Origin of the sequence: Streptomyces sp. NPDC101227 (genome assembly GCF_044767545.1) — a bacterium.
Classification (GTDB): Bacteria; Actinomycetota; Actinomycetes; order Streptomycetales; family Streptomycetaceae; genus Streptomyces.
Map to the genome: position 1 here is coordinate 548,779 of NZ_JBIWOD010000005.1, position 25,808 is coordinate 574,586.

At 71.8% G+C, this 25,808-nt stretch carries 23 protein-coding genes; 13 read left to right on the plus strand and 10 right to left on the minus strand.

The window, feature by feature from the left end; all coding sequences use genetic code 11:
• Nucleotides 1-166 precede the first annotated feature (166 nt).
• Nucleotides 167-1,894, plus strand: a complete 1,728-nt coding sequence (locus ACIRPT_RS14915; RefSeq protein ID WP_403827009.1) for a sigma-70 family RNA polymerase sigma factor — start codon at nucleotides 167-169, stop codon at nucleotides 1,892-1,894.
• A gap of 209 nt (nucleotides 1,895-2,103) precedes the next feature.
• Here the strand turns inward: ACIRPT_RS14915 and ACIRPT_RS14920 are convergent, their stop codons facing one another.
• Complete coding sequence (locus ACIRPT_RS14920) at nucleotides 2,104-2,979, minus strand: hypothetical protein (RefSeq protein ID WP_403827011.1); 876 nt, start codon at nucleotides 2,977-2,979, stop codon at nucleotides 2,104-2,106.
• 57 nt (nucleotides 2,980-3,036) lie between these two features.
• On the opposite strand from ACIRPT_RS14920, the gene ACIRPT_RS14925 reads away from it, so the two are divergent.
• The 3 genes from ACIRPT_RS14925 to ACIRPT_RS14935 all read left to right on the plus strand — a co-directional run bounded on the left by ACIRPT_RS14925 (nucleotide 3,037) and on the right by ACIRPT_RS14935 (nucleotide 5,557).
• Nucleotides 3,037-3,975 (plus strand): Ppx/GppA family phosphatase, encoded by a 939-nt coding sequence (locus ACIRPT_RS14925; RefSeq protein ID WP_403498758.1) that lies wholly within the window; start codon nucleotides 3,037-3,039, stop codon nucleotides 3,973-3,975.
• A gap of 57 nt (nucleotides 3,976-4,032) precedes the next feature.
• Nucleotides 4,033-4,857, plus strand: a complete 825-nt coding sequence (locus ACIRPT_RS14930; RefSeq protein WP_403498756.1) for a sugar phosphate isomerase/epimerase family protein — start codon at nucleotides 4,033-4,035, stop codon at nucleotides 4,855-4,857.
• A 73-nt stretch (nucleotides 4,858-4,930) separates the two neighbouring features.
• Nucleotides 4,931-5,557, plus strand: a complete 627-nt coding sequence (locus ACIRPT_RS14935; protein ID WP_403827014.1) for a TetR family transcriptional regulator — start codon at nucleotides 4,931-4,933, stop codon at nucleotides 5,555-5,557.
• Between the two features lie 63 nt (nucleotides 5,558-5,620).
• Here the strand turns inward: ACIRPT_RS14935 and ACIRPT_RS14940 are convergent, their stop codons facing one another.
• Nucleotides 5,621-6,529 (minus strand): CPBP family intramembrane glutamic endopeptidase, encoded by a 909-nt coding sequence (locus ACIRPT_RS14940; protein WP_403827016.1) that lies wholly within the window; start codon nucleotides 6,527-6,529, stop codon nucleotides 5,621-5,623.
• A 317-nt stretch (nucleotides 6,530-6,846) separates the two neighbouring features.
• Here ACIRPT_RS14940 and ilvD point away from each other — a divergent pair, with 317 nt between their 5' ends.
• Nucleotides 6,847-8,697, plus strand: coding sequence for a dihydroxy-acid dehydratase (gene ilvD / locus ACIRPT_RS14945; protein WP_403827018.1), 1,851 nt, complete (start codon nucleotides 6,847-6,849; stop codon nucleotides 8,695-8,697).
• Between the two features lie 58 nt (nucleotides 8,698-8,755).
• Here the strand turns inward: ilvD and ACIRPT_RS14950 are convergent, their stop codons facing one another.
• On the minus strand, nucleotides 8,756-9,046 hold the full coding sequence (locus ACIRPT_RS14950) for a DUF397 domain-containing protein (protein ID WP_403827020.1): 291 nt from the start codon (nucleotides 9,044-9,046) through the stop codon (nucleotides 8,756-8,758).
• Nucleotides 9,028-9,858, minus strand: coding sequence for a helix-turn-helix domain-containing protein (locus ACIRPT_RS14955; RefSeq protein WP_403827022.1), 831 nt, complete (start codon nucleotides 9,856-9,858; stop codon nucleotides 9,028-9,030). Before ACIRPT_RS14955 ends, ACIRPT_RS14950 begins: the two co-directional genes overlap by 19 nt.
• Nucleotides 9,859-10,029: 171 nt before the next feature.
• On the opposite strand from ACIRPT_RS14955, the gene ACIRPT_RS14960 reads away from it, so the two are divergent.
• The gene (locus ACIRPT_RS14960) at nucleotides 10,030-10,239 is read left to right on the plus strand and encodes a hypothetical protein (RefSeq protein ID WP_403498747.1); all 210 of its coding nucleotides are present in this window, start codon (nucleotides 10,030-10,032) and stop codon (nucleotides 10,237-10,239) included.
• A 418-nt stretch (nucleotides 10,240-10,657) separates the two neighbouring features.
• On the opposite strand, the gene ACIRPT_RS14965 is transcribed toward ACIRPT_RS14960, so the two are convergent.
• A complete protein-coding gene (locus ACIRPT_RS14965; protein ID WP_403827024.1) occupies nucleotides 10,658-12,982 on the minus strand; it encodes a PQQ-binding-like beta-propeller repeat protein in 2,325 nt (774 codons plus the stop codon).
• Nucleotides 12,983-13,244: 262 nt separating this feature from the next.
• Between ACIRPT_RS14965 and ACIRPT_RS14970 the strand changes: the two genes are divergently transcribed.
• Both ACIRPT_RS14970 and ACIRPT_RS14975 read left to right on the plus strand, forming a co-directional pair.
• Entirely contained in the window at nucleotides 13,245-13,667 is a 423-nt protein-coding gene (locus ACIRPT_RS14970; protein ID WP_403827026.1) for a hypothetical protein, read from the plus strand.
• A gap of 50 nt (nucleotides 13,668-13,717) precedes the next feature.
• Nucleotides 13,718-14,266 carry a hypothetical protein gene (locus tag ACIRPT_RS14975; protein ID WP_403827028.1) on the plus strand — a complete coding sequence of 183 codons (549 nt, stop codon included), beginning with the start codon at nucleotides 13,718-13,720 and terminating at the stop codon, nucleotides 14,264-14,266.
• An 18-nt stretch (nucleotides 14,267-14,284) separates the two neighbouring features.
• Here ACIRPT_RS14975 and ACIRPT_RS14980 read toward each other — a convergent pair whose 3' ends face one another.
• Nucleotides 14,285-15,256, minus strand: a complete 972-nt coding sequence (locus ACIRPT_RS14980) for a hypothetical protein (protein WP_403827030.1) — start codon at nucleotides 15,254-15,256, stop codon at nucleotides 14,285-14,287.
• Between the two features lie 344 nt (nucleotides 15,257-15,600).
• Between ACIRPT_RS14980 and ACIRPT_RS14985 the strand changes: the two genes are divergently transcribed.
• Both ACIRPT_RS14985 and sigJ read left to right on the plus strand, forming a co-directional pair.
• A complete protein-coding gene (locus ACIRPT_RS14985) occupies nucleotides 15,601-16,413 on the plus strand; it encodes a class I SAM-dependent methyltransferase (protein WP_403827032.1) in 813 nt (270 codons plus the stop codon).
• A gap of 152 nt (nucleotides 16,414-16,565) precedes the next feature.
• Nucleotides 16,566-17,495 (plus strand): RNA polymerase sigma factor SigJ, encoded by a 930-nt coding sequence (sigJ, locus tag ACIRPT_RS14990; protein WP_403827034.1) that lies wholly within the window; start codon nucleotides 16,566-16,568, stop codon nucleotides 17,493-17,495.
• 33 nt (nucleotides 17,496-17,528) lie between these two features.
• Here the strand turns inward: sigJ and ACIRPT_RS14995 are convergent, their stop codons facing one another.
• The 3 genes from ACIRPT_RS14995 to ACIRPT_RS15005 form a co-directional block, all read right to left on the minus strand.
• Nucleotides 17,529-18,938, minus strand: a complete 1,410-nt coding sequence (locus tag ACIRPT_RS14995) for a M1 family metallopeptidase (RefSeq protein WP_403827036.1) — start codon at nucleotides 18,936-18,938, stop codon at nucleotides 17,529-17,531.
• Nucleotides 18,939-19,024: 86 nt separating this feature from the next.
• Complete coding sequence (locus ACIRPT_RS15000; protein ID WP_403827038.1) at nucleotides 19,025-20,608, minus strand: SulP family inorganic anion transporter; 1,584 nt, start codon at nucleotides 20,606-20,608, stop codon at nucleotides 19,025-19,027.
• A gap of 147 nt (nucleotides 20,609-20,755) precedes the next feature.
• The gene (locus tag ACIRPT_RS15005) at nucleotides 20,756-21,184 is read right to left on the minus strand and encodes a hypothetical protein (RefSeq protein WP_403827040.1); all 429 of its coding nucleotides are present in this window, start codon (nucleotides 21,182-21,184) and stop codon (nucleotides 20,756-20,758) included.
• A 282-nt stretch (nucleotides 21,185-21,466) separates the two neighbouring features.
• Here ACIRPT_RS15005 and ACIRPT_RS15010 point away from each other — a divergent pair, with 282 nt between their 5' ends.
• The 3 genes from ACIRPT_RS15010 (at nucleotide 21,467) to proC (ending at nucleotide 23,964) form a co-directional block, all read left to right on the plus strand.
• The gene (locus tag ACIRPT_RS15010; RefSeq protein ID WP_403827042.1) at nucleotides 21,467-22,285 is read left to right on the plus strand and encodes an ABC transporter ATP-binding protein; all 819 of its coding nucleotides are present in this window, start codon (nucleotides 21,467-21,469) and stop codon (nucleotides 22,283-22,285) included.
• On the plus strand, nucleotides 22,282-23,058 hold the full coding sequence (locus tag ACIRPT_RS15015; RefSeq protein ID WP_403827044.1) for an ABC transporter permease: 777 nt from the start codon (nucleotides 22,282-22,284) through the stop codon (nucleotides 23,056-23,058). Before ACIRPT_RS15010 ends, ACIRPT_RS15015 begins: the two co-directional genes overlap by 4 nt.
• Nucleotides 23,059-23,154: 96 nt before the next feature.
• The gene (gene proC / locus ACIRPT_RS15020; protein ID WP_403827102.1) at nucleotides 23,155-23,964 is read left to right on the plus strand and encodes a pyrroline-5-carboxylate reductase; all 810 of its coding nucleotides are present in this window, start codon (nucleotides 23,155-23,157) and stop codon (nucleotides 23,962-23,964) included.
• 43 nt (nucleotides 23,965-24,007) lie between these two features.
• Here proC and trpS read toward each other — a convergent pair whose 3' ends face one another.
• Nucleotides 24,008-25,033, minus strand: a complete 1,026-nt coding sequence (trpS, locus tag ACIRPT_RS15025; protein ID WP_403827046.1) for a tryptophan--tRNA ligase — start codon at nucleotides 25,031-25,033, stop codon at nucleotides 24,008-24,010.
• Nucleotides 25,034-25,808 lie beyond the last annotated feature (775 nt).

Genomic DNA, 25,808 nt, shown 5'->3' on the forward strand with positions numbered 1-25,808 from the left:
GCACTGACAATGCCCGGCCCCACCGCCGGTTGGGCCGACCGGGTGGCGCGCGCGGGGCGGGACGGGTGGCTGGTGTCCCCTTTTGAGGGAGATGGTCACCCGTAAGGGTTAAAACTGTCCAAGGGGAGCGAGAGCGGCTGCATCATCCGCCTACCGTCGCCGGGTGATGAGCAGCAGGCTTGAGCACCCCACGCACACCACCGGCGCACACCGGTCGCGCAGCCCGCAGCCCCAGGAACGCGCCGAGCGCATGGAGCGTTACGACGCCTTTCTGGACGGACTGTTCACGTACTGCCTGTCGGTGCTGTGCGAGCACGACGCGGCGACGGCGGTGCTCGGCGAGACGCTGGCGCTCGCCGAGCGCCACCACGGCCGCCGCCCGGCGAGCCCGGACCTCTACCGTCCCTGGCTCTACGCGCTGGCCCGCTGGGCCTGCCTGCGCCGCCTCGCCGACCTCCCCCAAGCACCTTCGACAAGCTCCGGTGCAGGGGGGACCCCCATCGCACCGGGTGGCGAGGCGCCCGCCGACGCCGAGGCCCGGCAGCGCGAACTCGCCGCGCTGGCCTGGCCGGAGGCCGCCGGCACGACCCCCGAGCAGCGCGAGGCGCTGGAGCTGTCGGTACGCCATCGCCTCCCGGCGGGCGAGGTCGCCGCGGTGCTCGGCGCCGAACCGGCCGCCACCCGCGTGCTGCTGGCCGCCGCCTGCTGCGAGGTCGAGCGGACCCGGGCCGCGCTGGCGGTTGTCGAACGCGGCCGCTGCCCCGAGGTCGCCCAGCTCGCGACCGACACGCAGATGCTCCTGGGCGCGGCGCTCCGCCGGGAGCTGGTGCGGCATGTGGACGACTGCCGCGAGTGCCGTCGGACGGCGGAGCGGGCCACCGCCATCGGCCCCTGGCCGGGTACCGAGCCCGCCTCCCCCGGCTCGCTGCCGCTGGTCGCCGCGCCGCGGGCGGCGGTGGCCGTGGCGATGGCGGCGGCCCGGCGGTCGCGGTCGGGGCGCGCGGAGGGGGTGGCGGGCGCGGGCGTGGCTGCGGGTGCCGGGCGCGCGGGCAGAGCCAACGGGGCAAACGGTTCTCCTCGCTATGACCGCAGCGGATTCCCCGCCGCCCCCACCGACCGGGCCGCCCGCCGCCGCCGACTGCGCAACCGGGCGCTGACCAGCACCGTCGTCGCCACCGTGCTCGCGGCGCCGATGCTGGCCGTATGGGCCGCGTACCGCCAGGCCCCGGCGACCGAGGAGGCGACGGACGATGTGCCCGCGGTGACGGCCAACGAGTCCGGCGGCAAGGACGGCCGGCTGGGCGGCCGCCCGTACGAGAACGCCGGCAACGCCCGGACGACCCCCGGCCCGGCCCTCGCGCCGCGCGACCCGGCGTCCGATGTGTCGGTCCAGGTGATCGGCGCGGACGGCACCCCGCTGGACCCGACCGACCCGGCCCGGAGCCGGTCGGGTCCGGGCCGGCTGACCGTGACGGCGCAGCCGAGCGGCGAGATGACGGTCATCACGCTCAGCGCGTCCGGCGGCACCCCGGTGCGCTGGACGGCGTCGGCCGGTGCGCCCTGGCTCCAGATGAGCCATACGGCCGGGGTGCTGCGGCCGGGGGAGTCCACGACGATCACGGTCTACGTCGATCACGACCGGGAGCCCGAGGGCCACTGGAGGACCCGTATCGCGATCGAGCCCGGCGGCACCGCCGTCACGATGGAGGGCTACGGCGTGAGCGACCCCGACCCGGTCCCGGGCGACCCCTCGCCCACCGACCCGGCCCCCACCCCGCCCCCTTCGTCGCCGACGCCCACGCCGACCCCCACGCCGACGCCGAGCCCCACCGATTCGACACCGCCGCCGACCCCGACCACGCAGCCGTCGACGACGACCAATCCCGCCCGCTGATCGCCAGGGGCCGGGCGAGACCGTTGGACGGTCGGGCGCCGACGCCTGGGCTTCGACCGCCAACACCCCGTCCCCGTCCGGGAATACCGCACCGCCCCGCCACGTTGTGGCCCTGCAGGGGGCCCATGCGTCCCCTAGGTGATCCGTTCGCACGCCCCCTAGGGCCGCCACCTCACGGCCGCCCCCGCCCCCCCCGGCCGCCCCCGCGCCTACTTCTTCGAGCCCGCCTTCGCGTCCGCCGCCTTCGCGTCCGCCGACTTCGCACCCACCGGCTTCGGGTCCGCCGGATGCGGTGCCATCGGCAGCGTCGCCGCCAGCCGCTCCTCGCACAGTTCGGCGAGCTTGGCGTAGCCCTTCTTGCCCATCAGCTCGGTCAGCTCCGGCTTGTACGTGACGTAGACGGGGTCGCCCGCGCCGTGTGCCGAGGTCGCCGAGGTGCACCACCAGTGCAGGTCGTGGCCGCCCGGACCCCAGCCGCGCCGGTCGTACTCGCCGATCGTCACCTGGAGGATCTGGGTGTCGTCGGGCCGGTCGATCCAGTCGTAGGTGCGCCGGATGGGCAGCTGCCAGCACACGTCCGGCTTGGTCTCCAGCGGCTCGCGGCCCTCGCGCAGCGCGAGGATGTGCAGCGAGCAGCCCGCGCCGGCGGCGAAGCCGGGGCGGTTCTGGAAGATGCACGAGCCCTGCCAGCGGCGGGTCTGCCGCTCGCCGTCCTCGTCCTCCTCGGTCCAGCCGGTCGTCGTACCGACGTCGTGGAACTGCCACAGGTCGGGCGTGAGACGCGCCACATGCGTCGCCACCCGCTCCTCGTCCTCCTCGTCCGAGAAGTGCGCGCCGAGCGTGCAGCACCCGTCGTCCGCGCGGCCGGCCTGGATACCCTGGCAGCCGCTGCCGAAGATGCAGGTCCAGCGCGAGGTCAGCCAGGTCAGGTCGCAGCGGAAAAGCTGCTCGTCATCGGCCGGGTCGGGGAAGGTGACCCAGGCGCGAGCGAAGTCGAGGCCCACCTCGTCGGGCGACGCCCCGGCCGCCACGGCCTTTTCCTGCTTGGTGTGCTTTGTCTTCTTCGCCTTTTTCGTCTTAGCCACGACTCCAGCCTAAGGCGGCTGACAAGAGTTACCGGCCGCGGCAGTAGGTTTCCCCGTATGAGACTCGGTGTCCTCGATGTGGGTTCGAATACGGTCCATCTCCTGGTGGTGGACGCACACCCCGGCGCGCGCCCGCTGCCCGCCTACTCGCACAAGGCGGAACTGCGCCTTGCCGAACTCCTCGACGACGGCGCCATAAGCGACCACGGGGTGGAGCGGCTGGTGGCCACCGTCCTGGAGGCGGTCCAGGTGGCCGAGGACAAGGGCGTCGAGGAAGTGCTGCCGTTCGCCACGTCCGCGGTCCGCGAGGCCACCAACAGCGAGGACGTGCTGCGCCGGGTCGCCGTGGAGACCGGCGTCGAGCTGCGGGTGCTGTCCGGCCAGGACGAGGCGCGGCTCACCTTTCTCGCCGCCCGCCGGTGGCTGGGCTGGTCCTCGGGGCGGCTGCTCGTACTGGACATCGGCGGGGGCTCGCTGGAGATCGCGTACGGCCTGGACGAGGAGCCGGACGTGGCGGCCTCCCTGCCGCTCGGCGCGGGCCGGCTGACCGGTCGCGATCTGCCCGGCGACCCGCCGGACCCGGAGGACGTACGGGCGCTGCGGCGCCGGGTACGGGCCGAGATCGCCCGGGTGGTGAGCGATTTCACGCGCTTCGGAACGCCCGACCATGTCGTCGGCACCTCCAAGACCTTCCGGCAGCTGGCCCGGATCGCGGGTGCGGCGCGCTCGGCGGAGGGCCTGTACGTCCAGCGGGAGCTGACGCGTAAGCGGCTGGAGGAGTGGGTGCCGCGGCTGGTGGGGATGTCGGCGCGGGAGCGGGCCGAGCTGCCCGGGGTGTCCGAGGGACGCTCCCGGCAGCTGCTGGCCGGGGCGCTGGTCGCGGAGGCGGCGATGGACCTGTTCGGGGTGGAGACGCTGGACATCTGCCCGTGGGCGCTGCGCGAGGGCGTCATCCTGCGGCGGCTGGATCATCTGCCGCCCCCGGCGACGGAGTGAGCGCGGCGGCCCGGACCTCCTGCCCGGTGCACAGCCACGGCCCGTACGCTGTCCCTCGTGACAGAGCCAGTGGTGCGCATCCCCGATGCGAAGGTCGCCCTGTCCACGGCCTCGGTGTATCCGGAGTCGACGGCGACGGCCTTCGAGATCGCCGCGCGCCTGGGCTACGACGGCGTCGAGGTCATGGTGTGGACCGATCCGGTCAGCCAGGACATCGAGGCGCTGCGCCGGCTGTCGGACTACCACGGGGTGCCGGTGCTGGCCGTGCACGCGCCGTGTCTGCTGATCACGCAGCGGGTGTGGTCCACCGACCCCTGGGTCAAGCTCCAGCGGGCCCGCAGCGCCGCGGAGAAGCTGGGCGCCTCGACGGTGGTGGTGCACCCGCCGTTCCGGTGGCAGCGCAGCTACGCCCGGGAGTTCGTGCGCGGTGTGTGGCGGATGGAGCACGAGACGGATGTGAAGTTCGCCGTCGAGAACATGTACCCGTGGCGCTACCGGGACCGCGAGATGCTGGCGTACGCACCGGACTGGGACCCGACCAACGACGACTACCGCCACTTCACCGTCGATCTCTCGCACACCGCCACCGCGCGCAATGACGCGCTGGAGATGGTGGAGCGGATGGGCGACCGGCTGGCGCATGTCCATCTGGCCGACGGCAACGGCTCCGCCAAGGACGAGCATCTGGTGCCGGGCCGCGGCAGTCAGCCGTGCGCCGATGTGCTGGAGCGGCTGGCCGCCACCGGTTTCGAGGGGCATGTGGTCGTCGAGGTCAACACCCGCCGGGCGATGTCCGCGGCCGAACGCGAGGCCGACCTCGCCGAGGCGCTGGCCTTCACCCGGCTGCATCTCGCGTCGCCCACCTGGGTGCCGGGGTCGTGAGCGAGCGCAGCGGGGGAACGGTGGAAGGGTGCGCGGCGCGCGCGGGCGAGGCGGAGCGCGGCGAGGCGTCGGCATGAGCGGTACGGAGCCCGCGAAGCCCACCCGCCGCCGCGGCCGCCCGGCCCGCGCCGAGGCTGCCGAAGGGCCCGGCGCCCGCGAGCGGATCCTGGCCGCGGCCCGTACGGAATTCGCCGAGCGCGGCTACGACAAGACCTCGGTACGGGCCATCGCCAAGGCGGCCGGGGTGGACGCCGCCCTGGTGCACCACTACTTCGGCACCAAGGAGCAGGTCTTCGCGGCGGCCATCGAGCTGTCCTTCGCGCCCGCGCTGACCATGCCGGACGCGATCGCGGGCGGCGGCGCGGCCGGGGCGGGGGAGCGGATGGCCCGCTTCATGTTCGGCATCTGGGAGAACCCGGTCAGCCGCCCGCCGCTGCTGGCGATCATGCGCTCCGCGCTGACCAACGACACCGCGGCGGCGGTGCTGCGCGGGCTGGTGGAGCGCCGTCTGCTCCAGCGGGTGGCGGGCGAACTGCACGTACCCGACCCGGAGTTCCGGGCGCAGCTGGCCGCGAGCCATCTGATCGGGATCGCCATGCTGCGCTACGTGGTCAAGATGGAGCCGATGGCGTCCGCGGACCTGGAGGAGATCGTCGCGATGGTGGCGCCGACGCTCGAGAGGTATCTGACCGCCTCCTAGGGCGTGTCCGCAGGGTGTGTCCGCGGGGCCTGTCCGGCGGATCATGGCCGGGCCGGAGGGGCCTCATCCGGAGGCCGTCAGACGGCGGGCCTCAACCGGAGGCCCTCCGACGGCGGGCCGGAGCCGGCCCGTCAGCGCGAGAAAGGCGACGAACGCCCCGAGGACGATCCAGCCGGGCCATCCTGCGATTCCCATGTGCAGGGGATCCAGCGCGGCACGGGGATCGGCGAACTCCTTGATCATCCCCACGCTCGCCGTACTCATGAACGCATGGCCGATGACGGCGGGGACGACGGAGCCCGAGCGCAGTCGCAGCCAGGTGAAGACGGGCAGGACGAGGACGCAGCTCACCAGCATCGCGGGCACCGACACGTACCAGGGCCGCCCCGGGTACTGCCCGCCCATCAGCAGCGTGGGCAGGTGCCACAGGGCGAAGGCGGCACCGGTGACCACGTACGCCCGCACCAGGGCCGCGCGGCCGCCGTCCCCTGCGAGGCGGGGGAAGAGATAGCCCTGCCAGCCCAGTTCCTCGCCGAAGAACAGCGGAAGGGACAGCAGCAGGTCCAGCGCGGCCGCACCCGCCCACGTACCGAGCTCGTCCCCGTGCAGCCCGTCGAAGGGGTAGCGGCCGGCCAGGGTGCTGAGGGCCAGGGCCGCCGCGGTGAGGCCGGCGGGGACCGCCAGGGCCATCAGGCATGCCCGTACCGCCCGCCCCCAGGGTCGGGGCCACCGCAGGGCGAGGGCGTCCCGCACCCGTCCGCCGCGCTCGACCCAGCGGACGACGAGGATCGCGGCGAGCGCCGGGGCGAACATCGCGGCCGCGATGCACGCCTGCTCCAGCGCACCGGGGTCCTGCCGCGCGTCGCCGCGCTGGAAGCCGCCGGCCAGGAGCGGCGCCATGGCCGCCCACATGCCGGCGTAGGCCACACCGAGGTAGACGAGCAGGCCGCGGCGCCTGCTCCTGGGAGGCATGCGCGGGCTTTCGAGAGGCAGCGGTAACGGCCCCGTGGAGAACGTCATGCCGCGACGCTACGAGGCGGCGCGGCGGCGAAGAATCCGGCCGGCCCCACCCTCTTCACGGGGGATTTCCTCACCCCGCTTCCGGGGATTCGCCGCATCGGGGCGCGGATTCCGCGAGGCGCGGCGCTGTCCGCACTCCGGTCAGGCATCTCACATACCGGAGTCGGTGTCCGGATCTTGGATCAAGAGCGTAACCTCGGGATCAGCTGCTGTATGGCCTGTCGTATGGCGCCGCTGCCGTACGTACGTATCCCGAGGGAGTGACCATCGTGCCCGAGCTGAGGTCCCGCACCGTTACCCATGGCCGCAACATGGCGGGCGCCCGCGCCCTTATGCGGGCCTCCGGTGTAGCGGGCTCGGACATCGGTAAGCCGATCATCGCGGTCGCCAACTCCTTCACGGAGTTCGTGCCCGGACACACCCACCTCGCCCCGGTCGGCCGGATCGTCTCCGACGCCATCCTGGCCGCGGGCGCCGTGCCCCGTGAGTTCAACACCATCGCGGTCGACGACGGCATCGCCATGGGCCACGGCGGCATGCTGTACTCCCTCCCCTCCCGCGACCTGATCGCGGACTCGGTGGAGTACATGGTCGAGGCGCACTGCGCCGACGCGCTGATCTGCATCTCCAACTGCGACAAGATCACCCCCGGCATGCTGATGGCCGCGATGCGCCTCAACATCCCGGTCGTCTTCGTCTCCGGCGGCCCCATGGAGGCCGGCCAGGCCACCCTCGTCGACGGCACGGTCCGCAAGCTCGACCTGATCGACGCCATGGTCGACGCCGCCAACGACAGCGTCTCGGACGCGGACGTCCTCCGCATCGAGGAGAACGCCTGCCCCACCTGCGGTTCCTGTTCCGGCATGTTCACCGCCAACTCCATGAACTGCCTGACCGAGGCCATCGGCCTCTCCCTCCCCGGCAACGGCTCGGTGCTCGCCACCCACACCGCCCGCCGCGCGCTGTACGAGAACGCCGGCCGGACGGTCGTGGAGATCACCAAGCGCTACTACGAGGACGGCGACGAGTCCGTCCTGCCGCGCAACATCGCCACCCAGGCCGCCTTCGAGAACGCCATGGCCCTCGACATCGCCATGGGCGGCTCCACGAACACGATCCTGCACCTGCTGGCCGCCGCCCAGGAGGCCGAGCTGGACTACGACCTCAAGGACATCGACGCCGTTTCCCGTCGCGTCCCGTGCCTGGCCAAGGTCGCCCCGAACGTCGCCCCCGGCGGCACGTACTACATGGAGGACGTGCACCGCGCCGGCGGCATCCCCGCCATCCTCGGCGAGCTCTACCGCGGCGGCCTCCTCAACGAGGACGTGCACTCCGTCCACTCCGGCTCGCTCGCCGAACACATCAAGACCTGGGACGTGCGCGGCGGTTCCCCGTCCGGCGAGGCCGTCGAACTGTGGCACGCGGCCCCCGGCTGCCAGCGCTCCGCGACCGCCTTCTCGCAGTCCGAGCGCTGGGACTCGCTCGACGTGGACGCCGAGGGCGGCTGCATCCGCTCCGTCGAGCACGCCTACTCCCAGGACGGCGGCCTCGCGGTCCTCAAGGGCAACATCGCCGAGGACGGCTGCGTCGTGAAGACCGCCGGCGTCGACGAGTCCATCTGGACCTTCGAAGGACCCGCCGTGGTCTGCGAGTCCCAGGACGAGGCCGTCGACAAGATCCTCACCAAGCAGGTCAAGGAAGGCGACGTCGTCGTCATCCGCTACGAGGGCCCCAAGGGCGGCCCCGGCATGCAGGAGATGCTCTACCCGACGTCCTTCCTCAAGGGCCGCGGCCTGGGCAAGGCCTGCGCACTGGTCACCGACGGCCGCTTCTCCGGCGGCACCTCCGGCCTCTCCATCGGCCACGCCTCGCCCGAGGCGGCCTCCGGCGGCACCATCGCCCTCGTCGAGGACGGCGACCGCATCCGCATCGACATCCCGCACCGCTCCATCGAGCTCCTCGTCGACGACGCCACCCTGGCCGCCCGCCGCGAGGCGCTGGGCGGCGTCTACGCCCCCAAGAACCGCGAACGCAAGGTCTCGGCGGCACTGCGGGCATACGCGGCGATGGCCACCAGCGCGGACAAGGGCGCGGTGCGGGACGTGAGCAAGCTCGGCTGAACACGCTGACGCAAATGAGCCCCCACGGAAGTGGGGGCTCATTTCCGTTGGCGGTCCGTCAGACGCGGGGCAGCTCCGCGCCCTTCACGGCCGTGACGAACGATGACCAGGATGATGCCTCGAAGATGAGCGCCGGGCCGTGGGGGCTCTTGCTGTCGCGTACGGGGACGATGGCGGGGACGTTGTCGGCGATCTCGATGCACGCGCCGCCGTCTTGGTTGCTGTGGCTCGACTTGCGCCAGTTGGCGGCCGCGAGGAAGTCGTGGGAGACCTCGACACAGGCGCCGCCGTCCGGATTGCTGTAGCTCGACTTGCGCCAGGTGACGGTGCTCAGGTCGATGGCTCGCACGGCACTTCCTCCAACATCCGCATGACGAACTTCCGCGATTCGTCCGGGCTCAACGCCCGGTCCCGCACCGAATCGTACGCGCGTTGCAGTCGCTCAACAGCCCCGGTTTCCTCGATGAGTTCGCCATGATGGGCATTCTCGGTATAAGCCACGGCGAGGCCGTTCGACAGCCGTAGGAAGATCACGTCTGTGCTGACCAGGCTATGCGGACCAGAGCCATGAGGCAGCACATGAAGGATGACGTTGGCACGCTCGGATGCCTCAACCAGGTACTCCAGCTGCTTGCGCCATGGGCGTGCATCGTGCAGCACGGCCTCCGACAGGATGGTGCGGAAGGGCGGCGCATCTTCGCCCATCAGTAGCTCGCGGCGTCCTATGCGCGCTTCGATCTGTCGCGTCAGTTCCTCCCCCTTGGTGCCGCCCACTTCGAGCACCGCACTTGCGTAGTCGTCCGTCTGAAGCAGCCCATGGACCGTGCTCACCCCGAAGTGCCACAGGCTTACTGCTTCGCGTTCCAGAGTCATGTACCGCCGATACCGCTCCTTGAACTGCGTAGGATCCGCCGCCGCCAACTCCCACAGCGCCAGCAGCAGTCCAGGCGTCCCATAGTGCTGGTCGAGCGCCTCGGCGACCTCGGGGCTTCCGATTGTCTGGCCGCGCTCCATCTTTCCGAAGAGGGACGCGTCCCAGCCCAGCGCCTTGCCCAGCTGCCGCAGGCTTTCCCCGCGGTGCGTGCGCAGTAATCGCAGTTCCTCCGCGAAGCGTCGGCGCGGGTCCGTGCTGCGTCCGGTGACGGCGCTTCTCGGCGGCATGGCGGCCTCCTCCGGGGAAGGTGTGGAACTAACGACCCAGGGCGAGGAACTAGGACCCGCAATTGGAGGGTTGTGCCCTTTCGCCGGTCCATTCTCGTAATGGCCGGACCACTCACGGTAGTCAGCGTCCGGTGTGCGATGCAGGGAAACGGCGATCGGGAGCGGCACCAAATGACCACAGAACCCCACAGCGAGGCGCAGGCGGCGTGTGAAGAGCTGGCCGCCGCACTCCAGCAGGTCGGCATCGTGCTGCCGTCACTCGGAGTCGATCCGGTCTGGCTGAGTCACGTACAGCCCCGCGCGCTGGTCGAGTTGGGGCGCTGCAATCTGGAGACGGCCCACCGGCTGATCGCCGTGATCAGGAAAGCGGCGGAGCGGTGAGCGGGCGGTGGCTCGTACGGGCCGTGTGCGCGCTGTTCTTCCCCGCGTACGGGAGGCACCGCGCCGCAGCCGTAACGGAGTCGGAGCCGGGGGCTGCACCCGGCCCCCGGCACCGTCGGCGGCTGCCGCGGCACAAGAGTCCGTACGCGCGCGATGCGGCCGGCGGGGGCCTGTTCATGGACACCCCGCGGCTCGTGCGGCCGTATATCCCGGCCCCGTACGTCTCGCCGGCCTGTCACATCGGGACGCACGCGACCTGTGACAAGGGCACGCCGGAGGTCGAGATCACCCTGGTCCCCGGCGTTCGGTGGGAGATCTGTTCCTGTCGCTGTCATGCGGAGGGTGCCGACGCCGTCGTCGGCGCCGGCACCCACTGGGGCGCCGCGTCCCCTGCCGCCGGGGGCCGCGGCGCCGCGCGTCACCAGCGGGAGGGGTCCTTCGTCTGTGCGGCGAAGACGGTTCCGTCGGGCGCCGAGGCGAAGACCCGGCCGTGGTGGGCGTCCACCACCGGAGCGGGCAGGGTTTCGAGGTAGCCGTTGTGCCGGTCGGCCGCCAGGCGGGGCGAGGTCTGGCCGAGCAGCGCGCCGGTGCGGGTGTCGACGGCCAGCAGACGGCCGTCCGCCGCGGTGAAGTAGAGCCGGTTGTCGCTCAGTACGGGCGCCGAGGCGCGGCTGACCGACGTCTCGGTGCTCCACTTCCGTTCGCCGACGGCCTGGAGGGAGCCGCCCTCGGCGAGGACGTAGACCGTCTCGCCGTGGACCGCGGCCGTCACCGTGCCGTCCAGCGGGGTGGCCAGCGGGATCCGGCGTGGGTGGCCGGTGCGCGGGTCGTAGCGGACGACGGCGATGGTGGTGAAGGGCTGCTCGGGGGTGGCGGCGGTGAAGTAGAGGGCGCCGGAGGAGCCGACGCCGGCGGGCGTCAGCGAGCCGGGCAGCCGCCGCGCCCAGCGGACCGCGCCGTCCTTCAGGGAGATCGCGGTGATCTGGGTGCCCTTGCTGTCGGGGGTGAGGTCGACGGCGTAGACGGTGCGCGGGTCGCCGTAGGAGAAGAGCGTCGCCGGGGTGTGGGCGGGGTAGCGCTTGCGCCAGCGTTGCCGGTGGGTGGCGGAATCCAGCGCGGTCACCGTGCCGTCGCCGGCGCACAGCAGTACCCGGTCGCCGATGACGGCCGCCCCGCCCTCGTATCCGGACAGGTCCTGGCTCCAGCGCGTGACGCCCTTCCCCTTGGCCGTCGGATCGAGCGCCTCCAGCCGCTTGCTGTCGGCAGTCCAGACGTACAGCAGCCCGCCGGACAGCACCGGTGCCGTGGGGGGCGTGTCGGTGCGGGGCACGACCTTGCCGTCGCGGTGCCAGGACACCCGCCCGGTGGCGGCATCGAAGCGGCCGGCCCGCAGCCCGGACAGCGAGCAGAAGACCGCACCCGAGCCGGCCGCGCAGAACGGCATCTCGGAGCGGTGGCCGTCGGGACGATGGGCGACCGTGGTGTGCCAGGGGCGGATTTCGGCCTCGGCCTGCGGCGCACGGGTCTGGAGCCCGGCGTCGTCGCCGGGCGACAGTGCCCGTACGCCGACGAAGGCGCCGGCGCCGGTGATCAGCAGCGCCACCGCCGCCCACACCGGCCAGCGGCGCCTCGTCCTTCCCGCGCCGCCGTCCGCTTCCGGCCCGGTCCGTCCGGCCGGTCCGGCGCGCCCGCCCCGTCCGTTGCCTCCGTTGCGTCCGTTCCGTCCGGTCTCCTCGGGCGGGTCCGGCGGCCGGGCCGTACGGGCGCGGACGTGGGTGGCCTCGGCGGGGGACGGGGCGGAGTCGGTGCCCGCCGGCTGCCGCTGGGCCGGTATGCGCGCGGACGTGGAGACCGGCGGGCGCCCGGACGCCGAGGGCACCCTGGGCACCGGGGGCAGGCCGAGATCCAGCTCCGTGTGGATCTCGGTGTGCAGCAGCTCCATCAGCTCGCCGGGCGTCGGCCGGTCCTCCGGATCCTTCGCCAGACAGCTCTCGATCAGCGGCGCCAGCTCCTGAGGCACGCCCGTCAGATCCGCCTCGTCATGCACCACCTGGTACGCCACCAGATACGGGCTCTCCGAGTCGAACGGCCCGCTCCCGGTGGCGGCATGCACCAGCACCGAACCCAGCGCGAACACATCCGCCGCCGGGCCCACCTCGCGCGGCCGCTGGAACTGCTCGGGTGCCATGAACGGCGGGGTGCCGATCAACTTGCCGGTCTCGGTGCGCATTTCGCTGTCCGACGGCCGGGAGATACCGAAATCGATGACCTTCGGGCCGTCGGCGGCCAGCAGTACATTCGACGGCTTCAGATCGCGGTGCACGACGCCGGCGCGGTGGATGTCGCGCAGCGCCTCGGCGAGTCCGGCGGCCAGCTTCCGCACCTCGTTGGGTGCCAGCGGCCCATTCCGTTTCACATGGTCGGAAAGGGTGGGGCCGGGAATGTGGAGGGTCGCCATCCAGGGCCGTTCGGCATCCGGATCGGCATCCACGACGGGCGCCGTAAAGGCCCCGCTGACCCGGCGCGCGGCCGCCACTTCCTGCCGGAACCGCCCCCGGAACTCCGAGTCCTGGGCGAACTCGGCATGAATGACCTTGACGGCTAGCGACAGTCCGGAAGAAGAGCGCGCGACATGCACCACGCCCATACCGCCGGAGCCCAGCCGTGCCTCCAGGCGATATTGACCGGCGTATTCCGGACGCTCCGCTTCCGGGTCGGCCCCGGAATCACGCAGCGGCGGCATTGTTCCACCCCCGTGTCCTACCTGTGCAATTCGGTCGCAGGTGCGACGCGCGGAGCCTAGTCGATGGCACGTGCGAGATGAACGAGGCTTGCTAGCGTGCGCGTTGCGTGTCCGAAAATGCCGAGCGCCATGGGCACCGAAGGGCGGCACTCGCATCACACGCAGCACACGCCAAACGCATATCCGCCATCCATCCACCACCTATCAACCACGTACCAACCACGCGCCGGTCACCGGCGAGTCACATACGGGGGAACAAGAAATGACCACTGAGGACCATCGGCACTTCCCGGACCTGGACGCGATCGTCGGGGACCTGGACTCCGATCCGGGCTCCGACGCAGGTGCCGAGAAGGAAGCCGCCCGGGACTCCGTCACGGATTCCGATGCGGCCGGCGCGGCCAACACCGTCACCGTCCAGGCGGCCGGCTACCGCCGCTCCTTCCAGGTCGCCCCCGGGCAGCAGGTCAAGGTCCGCAAGGGCCCCACCACCGCCGCCCCGGTCGTCCGCAAGCTGGCGGGCGGCGCCTGGATCCAGATCCGCTGCCAGCGACGCGGCCAGAAGGTCAGCGGCCCCTGCGGCACCACGGACATCTGGGACAACATCGCGCCCGGCCAGTACGTCTCCGACGCCTACGTACGCACCGGCAGCAGCGGCCCGGTCGCGCCGAGCTGCACCAGCTGAGCCGCGCCGCACCGGCCGAGGGCGGTCGGCCGCCGGGGATAATCGATGCCATGAGCGAAGCGCACAAGGCACCCGGCGGCCCGGAGCGGGACGGCGGCGCGGTCACCGGCGGCCCGCAACCCGAGGCAATCCGCTTCTTCGGCACCACCTGGGTCCACCACGACGGCGGCTACGCCCTGCGCCGCGTCGCCGTCGCGGTGGGCTCGCTCGCGCTCGCCGCCCTCGGCGCGCTCATCCTGCGCTTCGCTTTCCAGGGCCTGGAGTTCGGCAACGTCGGCCCGTTCGTCAGCGTCCTCGTCGTCGCCGGCTTCGCCGTCTGCAGCGCCCTCGCCTTCCGCCGTACCTGGGACGGCTTCGGTCGGCGCCCCGACCCTGCGAGCGAGAGCGCCGCCGACAAGTCCGCCCAGAGCCTGATGCTCATCGGCTTCATCGGCTCGCTCCTGGCCTACTTCTGCCGCAGCCTCGTCGAGGCCCCCGGCGAGAAGCTGCACCGCGCCGAGTACGACGCGGCCCGCGAGCGCCACGAACGGCGGCGGAACACCCGCACCGGCAACCCGGCCGCGAAGAAGCCCGGCCCGAAGGGCAAGAAGCGCCGCTAGGCCCCCGCCGGGCGGGCCCTAGCCCACGCCGCCGCGCCCGTACCGCTCCGCCATCGTGTGGAACACCTCCCGCGGCTCCCACCGCTCCGGGCCGACCATCCGCACCACCCCGTACGACTTGAGGTCCTCCTGCGGGGACGGACCGCCGCCGTCCGCCACCTTGCCGAACGCGGCGAAGGTGAACCACAGCGCCGTATCCACCCCCTCCTCCTCGAAGATGTCCAGCAGCTCCGTCAGATAGCGCACCTGCTCGCCCTCGTCCGGCACCGCACCCTGCGGCGGCTGCCAGGCCAGCCCGCCCAGCTCGCCCGCACCCCGGTAGGCGCAGGTGCCGTACTCGGTCACCGCGACCGGTTTGCCGTGGGCGAGGTGCCCGCGCAGCTCGTCCCGGAACGTGCCGGCGTTGTACGCGGCCCGGTACGCATCCACACCGACGACATCGAACGGCCGCCAGTCGATGGCCTCCCACGGCCCCGAGGCATAGGTGACCCGGCCACCGAACCGGCCCCGGACCACCTCGGCCACCTCCGCGAGAAATGCGTTGAGCCGTTCCTGTACGGGCCCCAGCGCCATCCACCAGTCCAGGTCGGCGGTGACCATCGCCTGCAGTCGCGCCCCGTACGTCTCCCCCGGAATGAACCCGTGGCAGAAAGCGCTCATCTCGCACCCGGCGACAAACACCACCTCGGCCCCGGCCGCCCGGACGGCCTCGGCCCGCTCCGCGCAATCCGCGAAGAACGGCAACAATTCCGCCACCCCGAGATCCACCGGAAACGGCGCGAACCACACCTCCAGCCCGGCCTCGGCGGCATACCGTGCCGCCACACCCAACCGTTCGGGATGCCCGCCCGAAATCCGTACGGCGGTGCAGTGCAACTCATCGGCGATCACCGCCATGTCCCGTTGTACGGCCCCCTCGCGGAAGCTCTTGCGGGAAAGCTCGTCACCGGGCAGAAAACCGGTGTCGTAGTTGATACCCCGTGCGCGCACATCAACCTCTTACTCTCTCCGGCCCCTCCCCGACCGCAGTGGTGAACTGCGCCGCGATGGGGACGGATTGGGCCATTCACCGCGCGGTCGGCGCGGGTATGGGCTCGAGCGGCAATTCTCAAGGCGGAGTATGTCGTACCAAACCACCGGGTCGCCGAGCTTCCCTCATTCGCGGCCCCGGCGCGGTTTTCGCGAAGCGCCCCGGCGTTTAAGTCCGGGGAATTTCCCGGAGGCCCGCGTACCGGCCGTGGGCCCCTCCGGCCGGCAATGCGCACCGGCCGGAGAGGCATGCATTTCGCAAAAATTCCGGTCCGGTCCCCGACCTCCCAGGCAGGATGACCCGTATGCCCCAGAAGCCCCACCAACACCACCAGTCCCGGTCCACCGCCGCCACCCACGCCGCCCGATCCCGCTCCTTCGACGCGGTGGCCGCCCAGTACGCGGCATCCCGCCCCGGCTACCCCCCGGAGCTCTTCGACGCGATCGAGGAGCGGTCCGGCCGCTCCCTCGAGGGAGCCCGGGTGCTCGACGTCGGCGCCGGCACCGGCATCGCCACCCGGCTGCTGGCCGCCCGCGGCGCCGAGGTCACGGCCGTGGAACCGGGCCCCGGCATGGCCGCCCAGCTGCGCGCCGACCTCCCCGGCACCCCGCTGGTCCGCGCGAGCGGCGACGCCCTGCCCTTCTCCGACGCCGCGGCCTTCGACCTCGTCTGCTACGCCCAGGCCTGGCACTGGACCGACCCGGCCCGCTCGGTCCCGGAGGCGATGCGGGTGCTCCGCCCCGGCGGCGCGCTCGCCCTGTGGTGGAACACCCCCCACCGGGAGACCGGCTGGGCCGCTGACCAGGACGCCCGGCTCGCCCGGCGGCTGCCCGGCTACGACCGCCACCGCATCACGGACGACCCCGACACCCTGTTCCGCAGCCACGGCCTGCGCCCCGCGTTCCGGGCGGCCGACTGGACCCGGCCGGTGCCCCTCGACACCCACCTCGCCATGCTCGGCAGCCACTCCCAGCTCGCCGTCGCCGACGACAGCACCGTCGCCGCCATCCTGGAGGACGAACGCGCCGCCCTCCTGGACGTCTTCCCCGACGGCATCGTCCAGGAGGAGTACGGGGTCGACCTCACGGTCACAGTCCGTCCGGCCGGGTCGTCCTAAGAGCGACGAAGGCACCGCGAGGCCAACACGCCGGATGAGCGGGACGGGCCGGCGGGCCGTATGACCAGGACGAGGCAGTTGAGCCCGACGAGCCGGACGAGCCGGACGAGCCGGACGAGCCGGATGAGCCGGACGACGCAGAGGAGCACACCGTGACGGACGCACACGACCCCCAGGACATACCCGGCGGCGACCGCCTCGCCCGCTTCGAGGAGCAGCGAAGCCGCCTCTGGGCCGTCGCCTACCGGATCATGGGCACCGTCAGCGACGCCGACGACGCCGTCCAGGAGACCTGGCTGCGCTGGCAGGCGCTGCCCGACGACCCGCCGGTCGCCAACCCGCGCGGCTATCTCACCACCGTGGTCAGCCGCATCTGTTACGACCTGCTGGGCTCGGCCCGCGCCCGCCGCGAGCTCTACGTCGGGCCCTGGCTCCCGGAGCCGCTGCTCGCCGACGCCGACGCCACCGGGGTCGCCCCCGAGGACCGGGTCACCCTCGATGAATCCGTCGGCATGGCCCTGATGGCCGTTCTGGAGCGCCTCACCCCCGCCGAGCGCACCGCGTTCATCCTCCACGACGTCTTCGCGGTCACCTTCCCCGAGATCGCCGAGGCGGTCGGCCGCACCACGGAATCCGTCCGTCAACTGGCCTCCCGCGCCCGCAAGAAGGTCCGCGCCGAGGCCCCGCGCCGCACCGTCGACCGGGCGGAACACCAGCGCACCGTCGAGGCGTTCCTGTCCGCCGTCATGGGCGGCGATTTCGACGCGCTGCTCTCCCTGCTCGACCCCGAGGTCATCTGGCGCTCCGACGGTGGCGGCAAGGTGACCGCGGCCCGCCGCCCGGTCCTGGGCCGCGAAAAGGTCGCCCGCTACGCGCTCGGCCTGGTCGCCCGCACCTTCGACCCGGCGACGATGCGGGTCGCGCTGCGGGACGTCAACGGCGCCACCGGCCTGGTCTACGCCGACGCCGAGGGCAGCCAGGAGGGCGTCCTCGCCTTCACCGTCCACGAGGGCCGGATCACGGAGGTGGACGCCGTCATCAACCCCGACAAGCTCGGCCACCTGGACTTCGACCGGCTGTGAGGAGACGGGCCTGCCGACGCCCGGAGGCGTGCCTCAGAACGTCCGGTCCGGCTTGCCCTTGCCGTACAGCCAGACGTCGAAGAGGTCCGTCAGGTCCTTGTCGGTCCGCTCCTGGCAGAAGGCGATGAAGTCCGCCGCATCGGCGTTGCCGTAGCGGTACTTGGCGGGCCATTCCTTGAGGATCTTGAAGAAGGTCTTGTCGCCGACGGCGTCCCGCAGCTGCTGGAGGACCATCGCGCCGCGGTAGTAGACGGGGTCGGCGGTGACGTTCTCGGGCTTGCCGGGCTTGCCCGGCGGGAACTCCCAGAGGGGGTCCTTCGCGCCCTTCTTGTACAGCGCGTCGAACTGCTGCTGAGGCGTCTTGCCGCCCTCGCGCTGCTCCCACAGCCACTCGGTGTAGGTCGCGAAGCTCTCGTTGAGCCACGCGTCCTGCCAGGTCTTCGGCGTGACCGAATCGCCGAACCACTGGTGGGACATCTCGTGCACCACGGTCACGGTGTCCGGCGCCCCCGCGTAGATCGGCTTGGTCTGGCTCTCCAGGGCCTCCCAGTCGACCCGCTCCGGGGTGTTGTCGACGATCGCGCCCGCGGAGCGGAAGGGATAGGGGCCGAACAGCCCCCGCTCCCACTTGATGATCTCCGGCAGCCTGCTCAGCGCCTCCTCGCTGTCGGCCTCCTCCGCCGGGTCCACCGCCTCGTACAGCGGCAGCCCGTCGGGCATCCGGTCGACGGTGAAGCGGAAACGCCCGATGCCGGCGGTCGCCAGGTAGCTGGCCATCGGCTGGCCGTTGTGCCAGACGAACGTCGTGCGGCCCTTGGCGGTCTTCTGCGACCGCAGCTCCCCGTTGGCGACGGCCGTGTAGCCCTCCGGCACGGTGATCGTGAAGTCATAAGTGGCCTTGTCGCCGGGGTGGTTGTTGCCCGGGAACCAGGCCATGGACCCCTCGGGTTCCCCGGCGACAAAGGCGCCGTCGGGGGTCTTGACCCACCCCTCCGACGACTCGTCCGGGTCCGTCACCTCCTGCGGGGTTCCGTTGTACGTGACGGTGGTCCGGAACGTCGCACCCTTCCTGAGCCCCGTGGCCGGCGTGACCCGCAGCTTGTGCCCCTTGCGGGAGAAGGTGGCGTCCTCGCCGCCGACCTGCACGCCGGACACCTTCAGCCCCTGCAGATCGAGGGTGAACGTCGTCAGGTTCTGGGTGGCCTCGGCGGTGATCCGGGCGGTCGCGTCCAGATGCCGCTTCTTGACGTCGTAGTCGAGGGCGAGCCCGTAGTGGGTGACCTGGTAGCCGCCGTTGCCGAGCGCCGGGAAGAGGGGATCGCCGACCCCGCCGGCGCCCGCCTTTCCCTTGAAGGGCGCCGATCCCGTGCAGGACGACAGGAGCAGGGCGACGGACAACGCGGCGGTCGCACCGCAGTAGCGCAGGGGCCGGCGGGTCGTCACAGCACTCCTCGGGTCGGGGACCGGTTGGTGATCAACAAGTTCCCCGACCCTACGGTCATTTCCGCCCGTACGCCGTTCCTTTCCGTTTAGCGGCTGTTATGGAGCGATGCGTTCCGTCCCGGGCGGCGCTGCTCGGACCAGTTGCCGAGGGCGGCCGCGCAGGCGTGGTCCAAGTGCCGCAGCCCGGACAGGTCCAGCTCGATCTCCCGGTCCCGGGGCAGCGCCTCCAACTGGTCGAGCAGTTTCGGCAGCCGCAGGAAGGTGGCATGCCCGACCGCCCGTACGCGAAGCGGCCGGCCGGACGGGGGAGTCTCCCCGGCCTCCTCCATGCCCGCGATCTCCAGGTGGACGTGCGAGGTCTCCCACGCCGACTTGGCGACCGCCATCAGCAGCCCCAGGAGCACCCCCTCGAACATGTTGGTCGCGACTATCGCCAGCGCCGTCGCCGCCAGCACCACGGCCTCGCCCCGGTGCTCGCGCCACAGCGGGCGCAGATCGCGCACCGGGATCAGCTTCCAGCCCGCATGCACCAGGACGCCGGCCAGCGCCGCGACCGGAACCAGACCCAGGGCCGCCGGAAAGGCCGCCGCGAACACCAGCAGCCAGACACCGTGCAGCACCCGCGAGGCCTTGGTCCGCGCGCCCGCCCGCACATTGGCGGAGCTCCGTACGATCACGGCGGTCATCGGCAGCGCCCCGAGCAGCCCGCACGCCGCATTGCCCGCACCCTGCGCCATCAGTTCCTTGTCGTACTCGGTACGCGGCCCGTCGTGCAGCCGGTCCACCGCCGCCGCGCTGAACAGCGACTCCGCCGAAGCGATCAGCGCGAACGCCAGCACCGTGCCCAGCGCGCCGACGATCGCCCCCGCCTCCGCCAGCCGGGCGAAGTCCGCGCCGCCCGGCGGCTGTACGGCCTCCAGCAGCCCCTGCACTTCGACCCGTGCCACCGGAAGGTCCAGGACGAACACGACCCCCGTCGCCAGCACCACCGCCACCAGCGGAGCGGGCAGCACCTCCGCCGCCCGCCGCCAGCGCGGCCACAGCAGCAGCACACAGATGGTCGCCACGCCCACCGCCAGCGCCGTCAGCCCCGGCCCGGACCCGGCGGTCTCGGCCGCGAGTCCCGGCAGGCCGGCCACATTGGCCGGACCGTTTCCGGGCGCCTTGGCATCCATCAGCACGTACAACTGACCGGCGATCAGCACCAGTCCGATGCCCGCCAGCATCCCCTGCACCACCGCAACGGAAATGGCGCGGAACCACCGCCCCAGCCGCAGCGCCCCCATGGCCAGCTGGAGCACCCCGGCCGCCAGCACCAACGCCCCCAGGGCGCCGAGCCCGTACTCCTTCACGGCCTCGTAGACCAGCACGGTCAGCCCGGCGGCCGGCCCGCTGACCTGGAGACTGCTGCCGGGCAGCAGCCCCGTGAGCAGCCCCCCGACGATTCCGGTGATCAGCCCCAGCTCGGCCGGTACCCCGGAGGCGACGGCCACTCCCACGCACAACGGGACGGCGACCAGAAAGACGACGAGCGAGGCGGTGAAGTCGGCCCGCCAGGTGGCGAACGGCCGGGGGGACCTGCGCGGGGACAACCGTTGGGGCGTGTGCGTCGAGCGGCGCCCGGCTATGCGGGCCGAAATGCGCGGGAACATCTGCCGGGATTTCTGCATGAGAGTGCCTCCAGCGTGACGAGACGGGTGGCGCGACGCGGCGGCGCGCAGCCGGGCGCGCGCCGCGTGGCGCGGTGAAGGTGACGGCTGGATCCGTCGGGATGCGCGGGCGGGGGAAGCCCGGGAGCGGCGCTCGGCGCGTGACTCTCAGCAGCGGAAGACGTGATGCCGGCCCGGCAGTTCGCCGGATCTCGACAGGGGGACGGCCTGGTGCCCGGTCAGCGGTACGGACACGGGCAGCCCGTCGGGGTCGCGTACGGGGGAGGCGGTCGACAGGGGCGTGGACAGCGGTGGCGCCGCGGACACCGCGGCCGCCGGCCGCCCGCCGCGGCGCGGCCGCAGGCGGTCGGTGGCGGTCTGCGGATGCTCATGGGAATCCGGCGCCTCCGGGGTGGCGGCCGGGGCGCCGGTGCCGGCCCCGCCGTCCGCCGTCCGTGCGGCCGACGCGCTCGCGCCGTACGCCTCCCCGTAGCCACCTCCGGCGCCCGCCGGAAGGACGAGGGCCAGTGCCACTACGGCCACGACGAGGAGCAGGAACCGGCCGCGATCGCGGCCATGAAAAGGACTGCCGGCCATCGTCGCCCCTTCCCGTTCCGGCGCGTTCCGGCGCGTTTCGGTGTGGCTGGACAGTGCCCTCCATTCTGTCCAAGAGGACACGTCCCGTCGCAACTCGGCATGTAACCGCCGTGTAAACCCGGAACTGCCGAAAAGGAACGATCAGCTCCGATCGCCCCGGCGCCCGCCGGAGCGCGATATGCCGTACAACGCGCCCCTCGACGGGCCCACGACGGCCCCACGGCACGGAAGGCCGGCCCCGACCGCTTGACGCGCACCCCACCCACCACGATTATTCATCACATGATGAATTCCACGCATCCCTCGCGCGCCCCCGCCGGCCCGGACCCGGCCGTCCACGCCCGCGCCCTCACGGTCGTACGAGGCGGCCACACCGTCCTCGACGACCTCGCCTTCGACATCCCCCGCGGCCGGATCACCGGCCTCCTCGGCCCCTCCGGCTGCGGCAAGACCACCCTGATGCGGGCCGTCGTCGGCACCCAGGCCCACCTCACCGGCACCCTCGACGTCCTCGGCCACCCCGCCGGCCACCCCCGCCTGCGCCCCCGCATCGGCTACGTCACCCAGGACCCGGCCGTATACGACGACCTCACCGTCCGCCAGAACCTCGACTACTTCGCCGCCGTACTGCACCCCGGCCGCGCCGCCCGCGCCGAACGCCGCGCCACCGTCACCCGCACCATCGAGGACGTCGACCTCACCCGCCACGCCGACACCCTGGCCGGACGGCTCTCCGGCGGCCAGCGCAGCCGCGTCTCCCTCGCCGTGGCCCTCCTCGGCACCCCGGAACTCCTCGTCCTCGACGAGCCCACCGTCGGCCTCGACCCCGTCCTCCGCCGCGACCTGTGGAACCTCTTCCACGCCCTCGCCGCCACCCGCGCCACCACCCTCCTCGTCTCCTCCCACGTCATGGACGAGGCCGAGCGCTGCCACCACCTCCTCCTGATGCGCGAGGGCCGCATCCTCGCCGCCGAAGGCCCCGACGCCCTCCGCGAGCGCACCGGCTCGCCCACCGTCGAGGACGCCTTCCTCCACCTCGTCGACCGGGCCGCCACCGCCGCCGCGCAACCGGCGCCCACCCCCAAGGAGTCGGCCCGATGACCACCACCGCACCCCGCCCCGCCAAGGCCCCGCCGCTCTCCCCGTCCCGCGCCCTGGCCACCGCCGCCCGGGTCCTGCGACAACTGAGCCACGACCCCCGCACCATCGCGCTGCTCCTCGTCGTCCCCTGCGCGATGATCACGCTTCTCCGCTACGTCTTCGACGCCCACCCGGAGACCTTCGACACCATCGGCGCCTCCCTCCTCGGCATCTTCCCGATGATCACGATGTTCCTGGTCACCTCCATCGCCACCCTCCGCGAACGCACCTCCGGCACCCTGGAACGCCTGCTCGCCATGCCCCTGGGCAAGGCCGACCTGCTCACCGGCTACGCCCTCGCCTTCGGCCTCCTGGCAGCCGTCCAGTCCGCCCTGGCCACCGCCCTGTCCGTCTGGCTCCTCGGACTCGACGTCACCGGCTCGCCCTGGCTGCTCCTCCTGGTGGCCGTCCTCGACGCCTTCCTGGGCACCGCCCTCGGCCTCTTCGTCTCGGCCTTCGCCGCCTCCGAGTTCCAGGCCGTCCAGTTCATGCCCGCCGTCCTGATGCCCCAGCTCCTGCTCTGCGGCCTCTTCACGCCCCGCGCCACCATGCAGCCGGCCCTGGAAGCCCTCTCCGACGTCCTCCCCATGTCCTACGCCGTGGACGGCATGACCGAGGTCCTCCACCACCCCGACATCACCACCGACTTCGTCCACGACACCCTCATCGTCACCGGCTGCGCCCTCCTCGTCCTCGCCCTCGGCGCCGCCACCCTCCGCCGCCGCACGGCCTGACCCGTCCGGCCCTCGATACGCCCCGGCACCTCGCGCCCCCAGGTGCGAGGATGACGGCGTAACCGATCAGGCACCATCGGCGAGGTGAACCGCAGCATGACCCAGAAGGTCGCCGTACTCGGCACCGGAAAAATCGGCGAAGCCCTCCTCAGCGGAATGATCCGAGGCGGCTGGGCACCCTCCGACCTCCTGGTCACCGCCCGCCGCCAGGAACGCGCCAAGACGCTCCACGACCGCTACGGCGTCGAGGCCGTCAGCAACCCCGAGGCCGCCGAGTCCGCAGACACCTTGATCCTCACGGTCAAGCCCCAGGACATGGGCACGCTCCTGACCGAGCTCGCCCCGCACGTCCCCGCCGACCGCCTGGTCATCAGCGGCGCCGCCGGCATCCCCACCTCGTACTTCGAGGAACGCCTGGCCACCAACACCCCCGTCGTACGGGTCATGACGAACACCCCCGCCCTCGTCGACGAGGCCATGTCCGTCATCTCCGCCGGCACCCACGCCACGGCCGCCCACCTCACCCTCGCCGAGGAGATCTTCTCCACCGTCGGCAAAACCCTCCGCGTCCCCGAGAGCCAGCAGGACGCCGCCACCGCGCTCTCCGGCTCCGGCCCGGCCTACTTCTACTTCCTCGTCGAGGCCATGACCGACGCCGGCATCCTGCTCGGCCTGCCCCGCGACAAGGCCCACGACCTGATCGTCCAGGCCGCCGTCGGCGCCGCCGTGATGCTCCGCGACAGCGGCGAACACCCCGTCACACTCCGCGAGAACGTCACCTCCCCGGCCGGCACGACCATCAACGCCATCCGCGAACTCGAAAACCACGGAGTCCGCGCCGCCATGATCTCGGCCCTCGAGGCCGCCCGGGACCGCAGCCGGGAACTGGCCTCCGGCAACGGCTGACGTGCGGCGGGGCGCCGCACCGCGTGCGCCCCGCCCGTAACGCCTACGCCAGCAGCCCCACGGCCCGATACGCCGCATCCACCCGCGGCCGCGCCATCGCCCGGGCCCGCTCGGCCCCGTCCCGCAGCACCGAATCGACATACCCCGCATCCGCCGCCAGCGCGGCATGCCGCTCCCGCACCGGCCGCAACACCTCCACGACCGCGTCCGCCGTGTCCTTCTTCAACGCCCCGTACGAGCCGTACGCCCCGGCAAGCTCCCGCGGATCCCCCTCCGTACACGCGGCCAGCACATTCAGCAGATTGGCCACCCCAGGCCGCTCCTCCGGCTCATACGCCACATCGCTCCCCCCATCCGTCACCGCCCGCATCACTTTCTTGCGCACCACCTCAGCCTCATCCAGCACATAAACCACCCCCGTCTTCCGCTCCTGCCCCGACTTCCCCATCTTCGACGTCGGCTCCTGAAGATCCATCACCCGCGCCGCCACCTTCGGATGCGTAGCCCTGGGCACCACGAAGGTCTCCCCGTAACGCTGGTTGAACCGCACCGCCAGATCCCGCGTCAGCTCCACGTGCTGCGCCTGGTCCGCCCCCACCGGTACCTCCTGCGTCCCGTACGCCAGGATGTCCGCCGCCATCAGCGCGGGATACGTCAGCAACGACAGCCGCACGCTCTCCCCCCGAGCCGCCCGCTGCGCCACCTTCTCCTTGTACTGCACCATCCGCCGCATCTCACCGTCGGAAGCCGTGCACTCCATCAGATACGACAGCCGCGCATGCTCATCCACATGGCTCTGCACAAACACCGTGCACCGCTCCGGTTCCAGCCCCGCCGCCAGCAACAGCGTCGCCGCCTGCCGAGTCAGCCGCCGCACCCGCCCCGGATCGTGCTCCACGGTCAGGGCATGCAGATCCACCACGCAGAACAACGCATCGCCCCGCCGCTGATCCACCTCGACCCAGCGCCGCATCGCCCCCAGGTAGTTCCCCAACGTCAGATGCCCCGTCGGCTGCACCCCACTGAAGACCCGAGGCCCAGCAGCACCCAAAGCCCGCGAACCCAACATCCATCTCTCCCTACCTCGCCCACGCCGTCCATGGCCTGGACACGTCCCGGGACCGCCGCACTCGCCAGCCGGCTACGAGATGGAGATACGCGAACGGCCGCCGAAGCGGCGGCCGTCGTCATGCATGCGCTGGTGGTCGGCCGCCGTCAGGCGAGCCACCACAGCTGTACGAGCGCATGCGTAGTCATGGACCCCAAAGTACCGCCACAACCCGTGCCCCGCACGGGTTTGAAGCACCTCACCCCCTCGTGTAGTGTTCTCCGAGTTGCCACGGAGCCGACAGGCCCCGGGCGACCATCCCGCCGCTTCGCGGCACACCACTACTGCACGACTCCTCACCGGGAACAATTTCGGCATGCCGAATTTCGCACCGGGACTCGATTATGAGTAACCGAGGAATTCCGCTAAAGTAGTGACCCCGACAGGGAATCGGAACTGAATTCGAACCGGAAACGGAACGAAATCGGATCTGATACAGTCGGAAAGGCCGAAAAGCGAAAGCCGGAGGCCGAACCCCGCTCCAACAGGGGGCCGGAGACGGAAACGGATCTGGTAAGGTTAGAAACGCGAAGAAGCCGAAAGGCGGAAACGCACCGGCGAAAATCAGGGCCGCGAGGATCTGATAGAGTCGGAAACGCAAGACCGAAGGGAAGCGCCCGGAGAGCCTGGTGAAACAGGCACAAAGGAAGCGTCCGTTCCTTGAGAACTCAACAGCGTGCCAAAAGTCAACGCCAGATATGTTGATACCCCGTCGACCGGAAACATCCGGGAGATG

Coding starts and splice junctions, on each gene's coding strand:
- ACIRPT_RS14915 (WP_403827009.1), top strand. CDS start 167: ATGAGCAGCAGGCTTGAGCACCCCACGCACACCACCGGCGCACACCGG.
- ACIRPT_RS14925 (WP_403498758.1), top strand. CDS start 3,037: ATGAGACTCGGTGTCCTCGATGTGGGTTCGAATACGGTCCATCTCCTG.
- ACIRPT_RS14935 (WP_403827014.1), top strand. CDS start 4,931: ATGAGCGGTACGGAGCCCGCGAAGCCCACCCGCCGCCGCGGCCGCCCG.
- ACIRPT_RS14940 (WP_403827016.1), bottom strand. CDS start 6,529: ATGCCTCCCAGGAGCAGGCGCCGCGGCCTGCTCGTCTACCTCGGTGTG.
- ACIRPT_RS14955 (WP_403827022.1), bottom strand. CDS start 9,858: ATGCCGCCGAGAAGCGCCGTCACCGGACGCAGCACGGACCCGCGCCGA.
- ACIRPT_RS14960 (WP_403498747.1), top strand. CDS start 10,030: ATGACCACAGAACCCCACAGCGAGGCGCAGGCGGCGTGTGAAGAGCTG.
- ACIRPT_RS14965 (WP_403827024.1), bottom strand. CDS start 12,982: ATGCCGCCGCTGCGTGATTCCGGGGCCGACCCGGAAGCGGAGCGTCCG.
- ACIRPT_RS14970 (WP_403827026.1), top strand. CDS start 13,245: ATGACCACTGAGGACCATCGGCACTTCCCGGACCTGGACGCGATCGTC.
- ACIRPT_RS14975 (WP_403827028.1), top strand. CDS start 13,718: ATGAGCGAAGCGCACAAGGCACCCGGCGGCCCGGAGCGGGACGGCGGC.
- ACIRPT_RS14985 (WP_403827032.1), top strand. CDS start 15,601: ATGCCCCAGAAGCCCCACCAACACCACCAGTCCCGGTCCACCGCCGCC.
- ACIRPT_RS15000 (WP_403827038.1), bottom strand. CDS start 20,608: ATGCAGAAATCCCGGCAGATGTTCCCGCGCATTTCGGCCCGCATAGCC.
- ACIRPT_RS15005 (WP_403827040.1), bottom strand. CDS start 21,184: ATGGCCGGCAGTCCTTTTCATGGCCGCGATCGCGGCCGGTTCCTGCTC.
- ACIRPT_RS15010 (WP_403827042.1), top strand. CDS start 21,467: ATGATGAATTCCACGCATCCCTCGCGCGCCCCCGCCGGCCCGGACCCG.
- ACIRPT_RS15015 (WP_403827044.1), top strand. CDS start 22,282: ATGACCACCACCGCACCCCGCCCCGCCAAGGCCCCGCCGCTCTCCCCG.
- proC (WP_403827102.1), top strand. CDS start 23,155: ATGACCCAGAAGGTCGCCGTACTCGGCACCGGAAAAATCGGCGAAGCC.
- trpS (WP_403827046.1), bottom strand. CDS start 25,033: ATGTTGGGTTCGCGGGCTTTGGGTGCTGCTGGGCCTCGGGTCTTCAGT.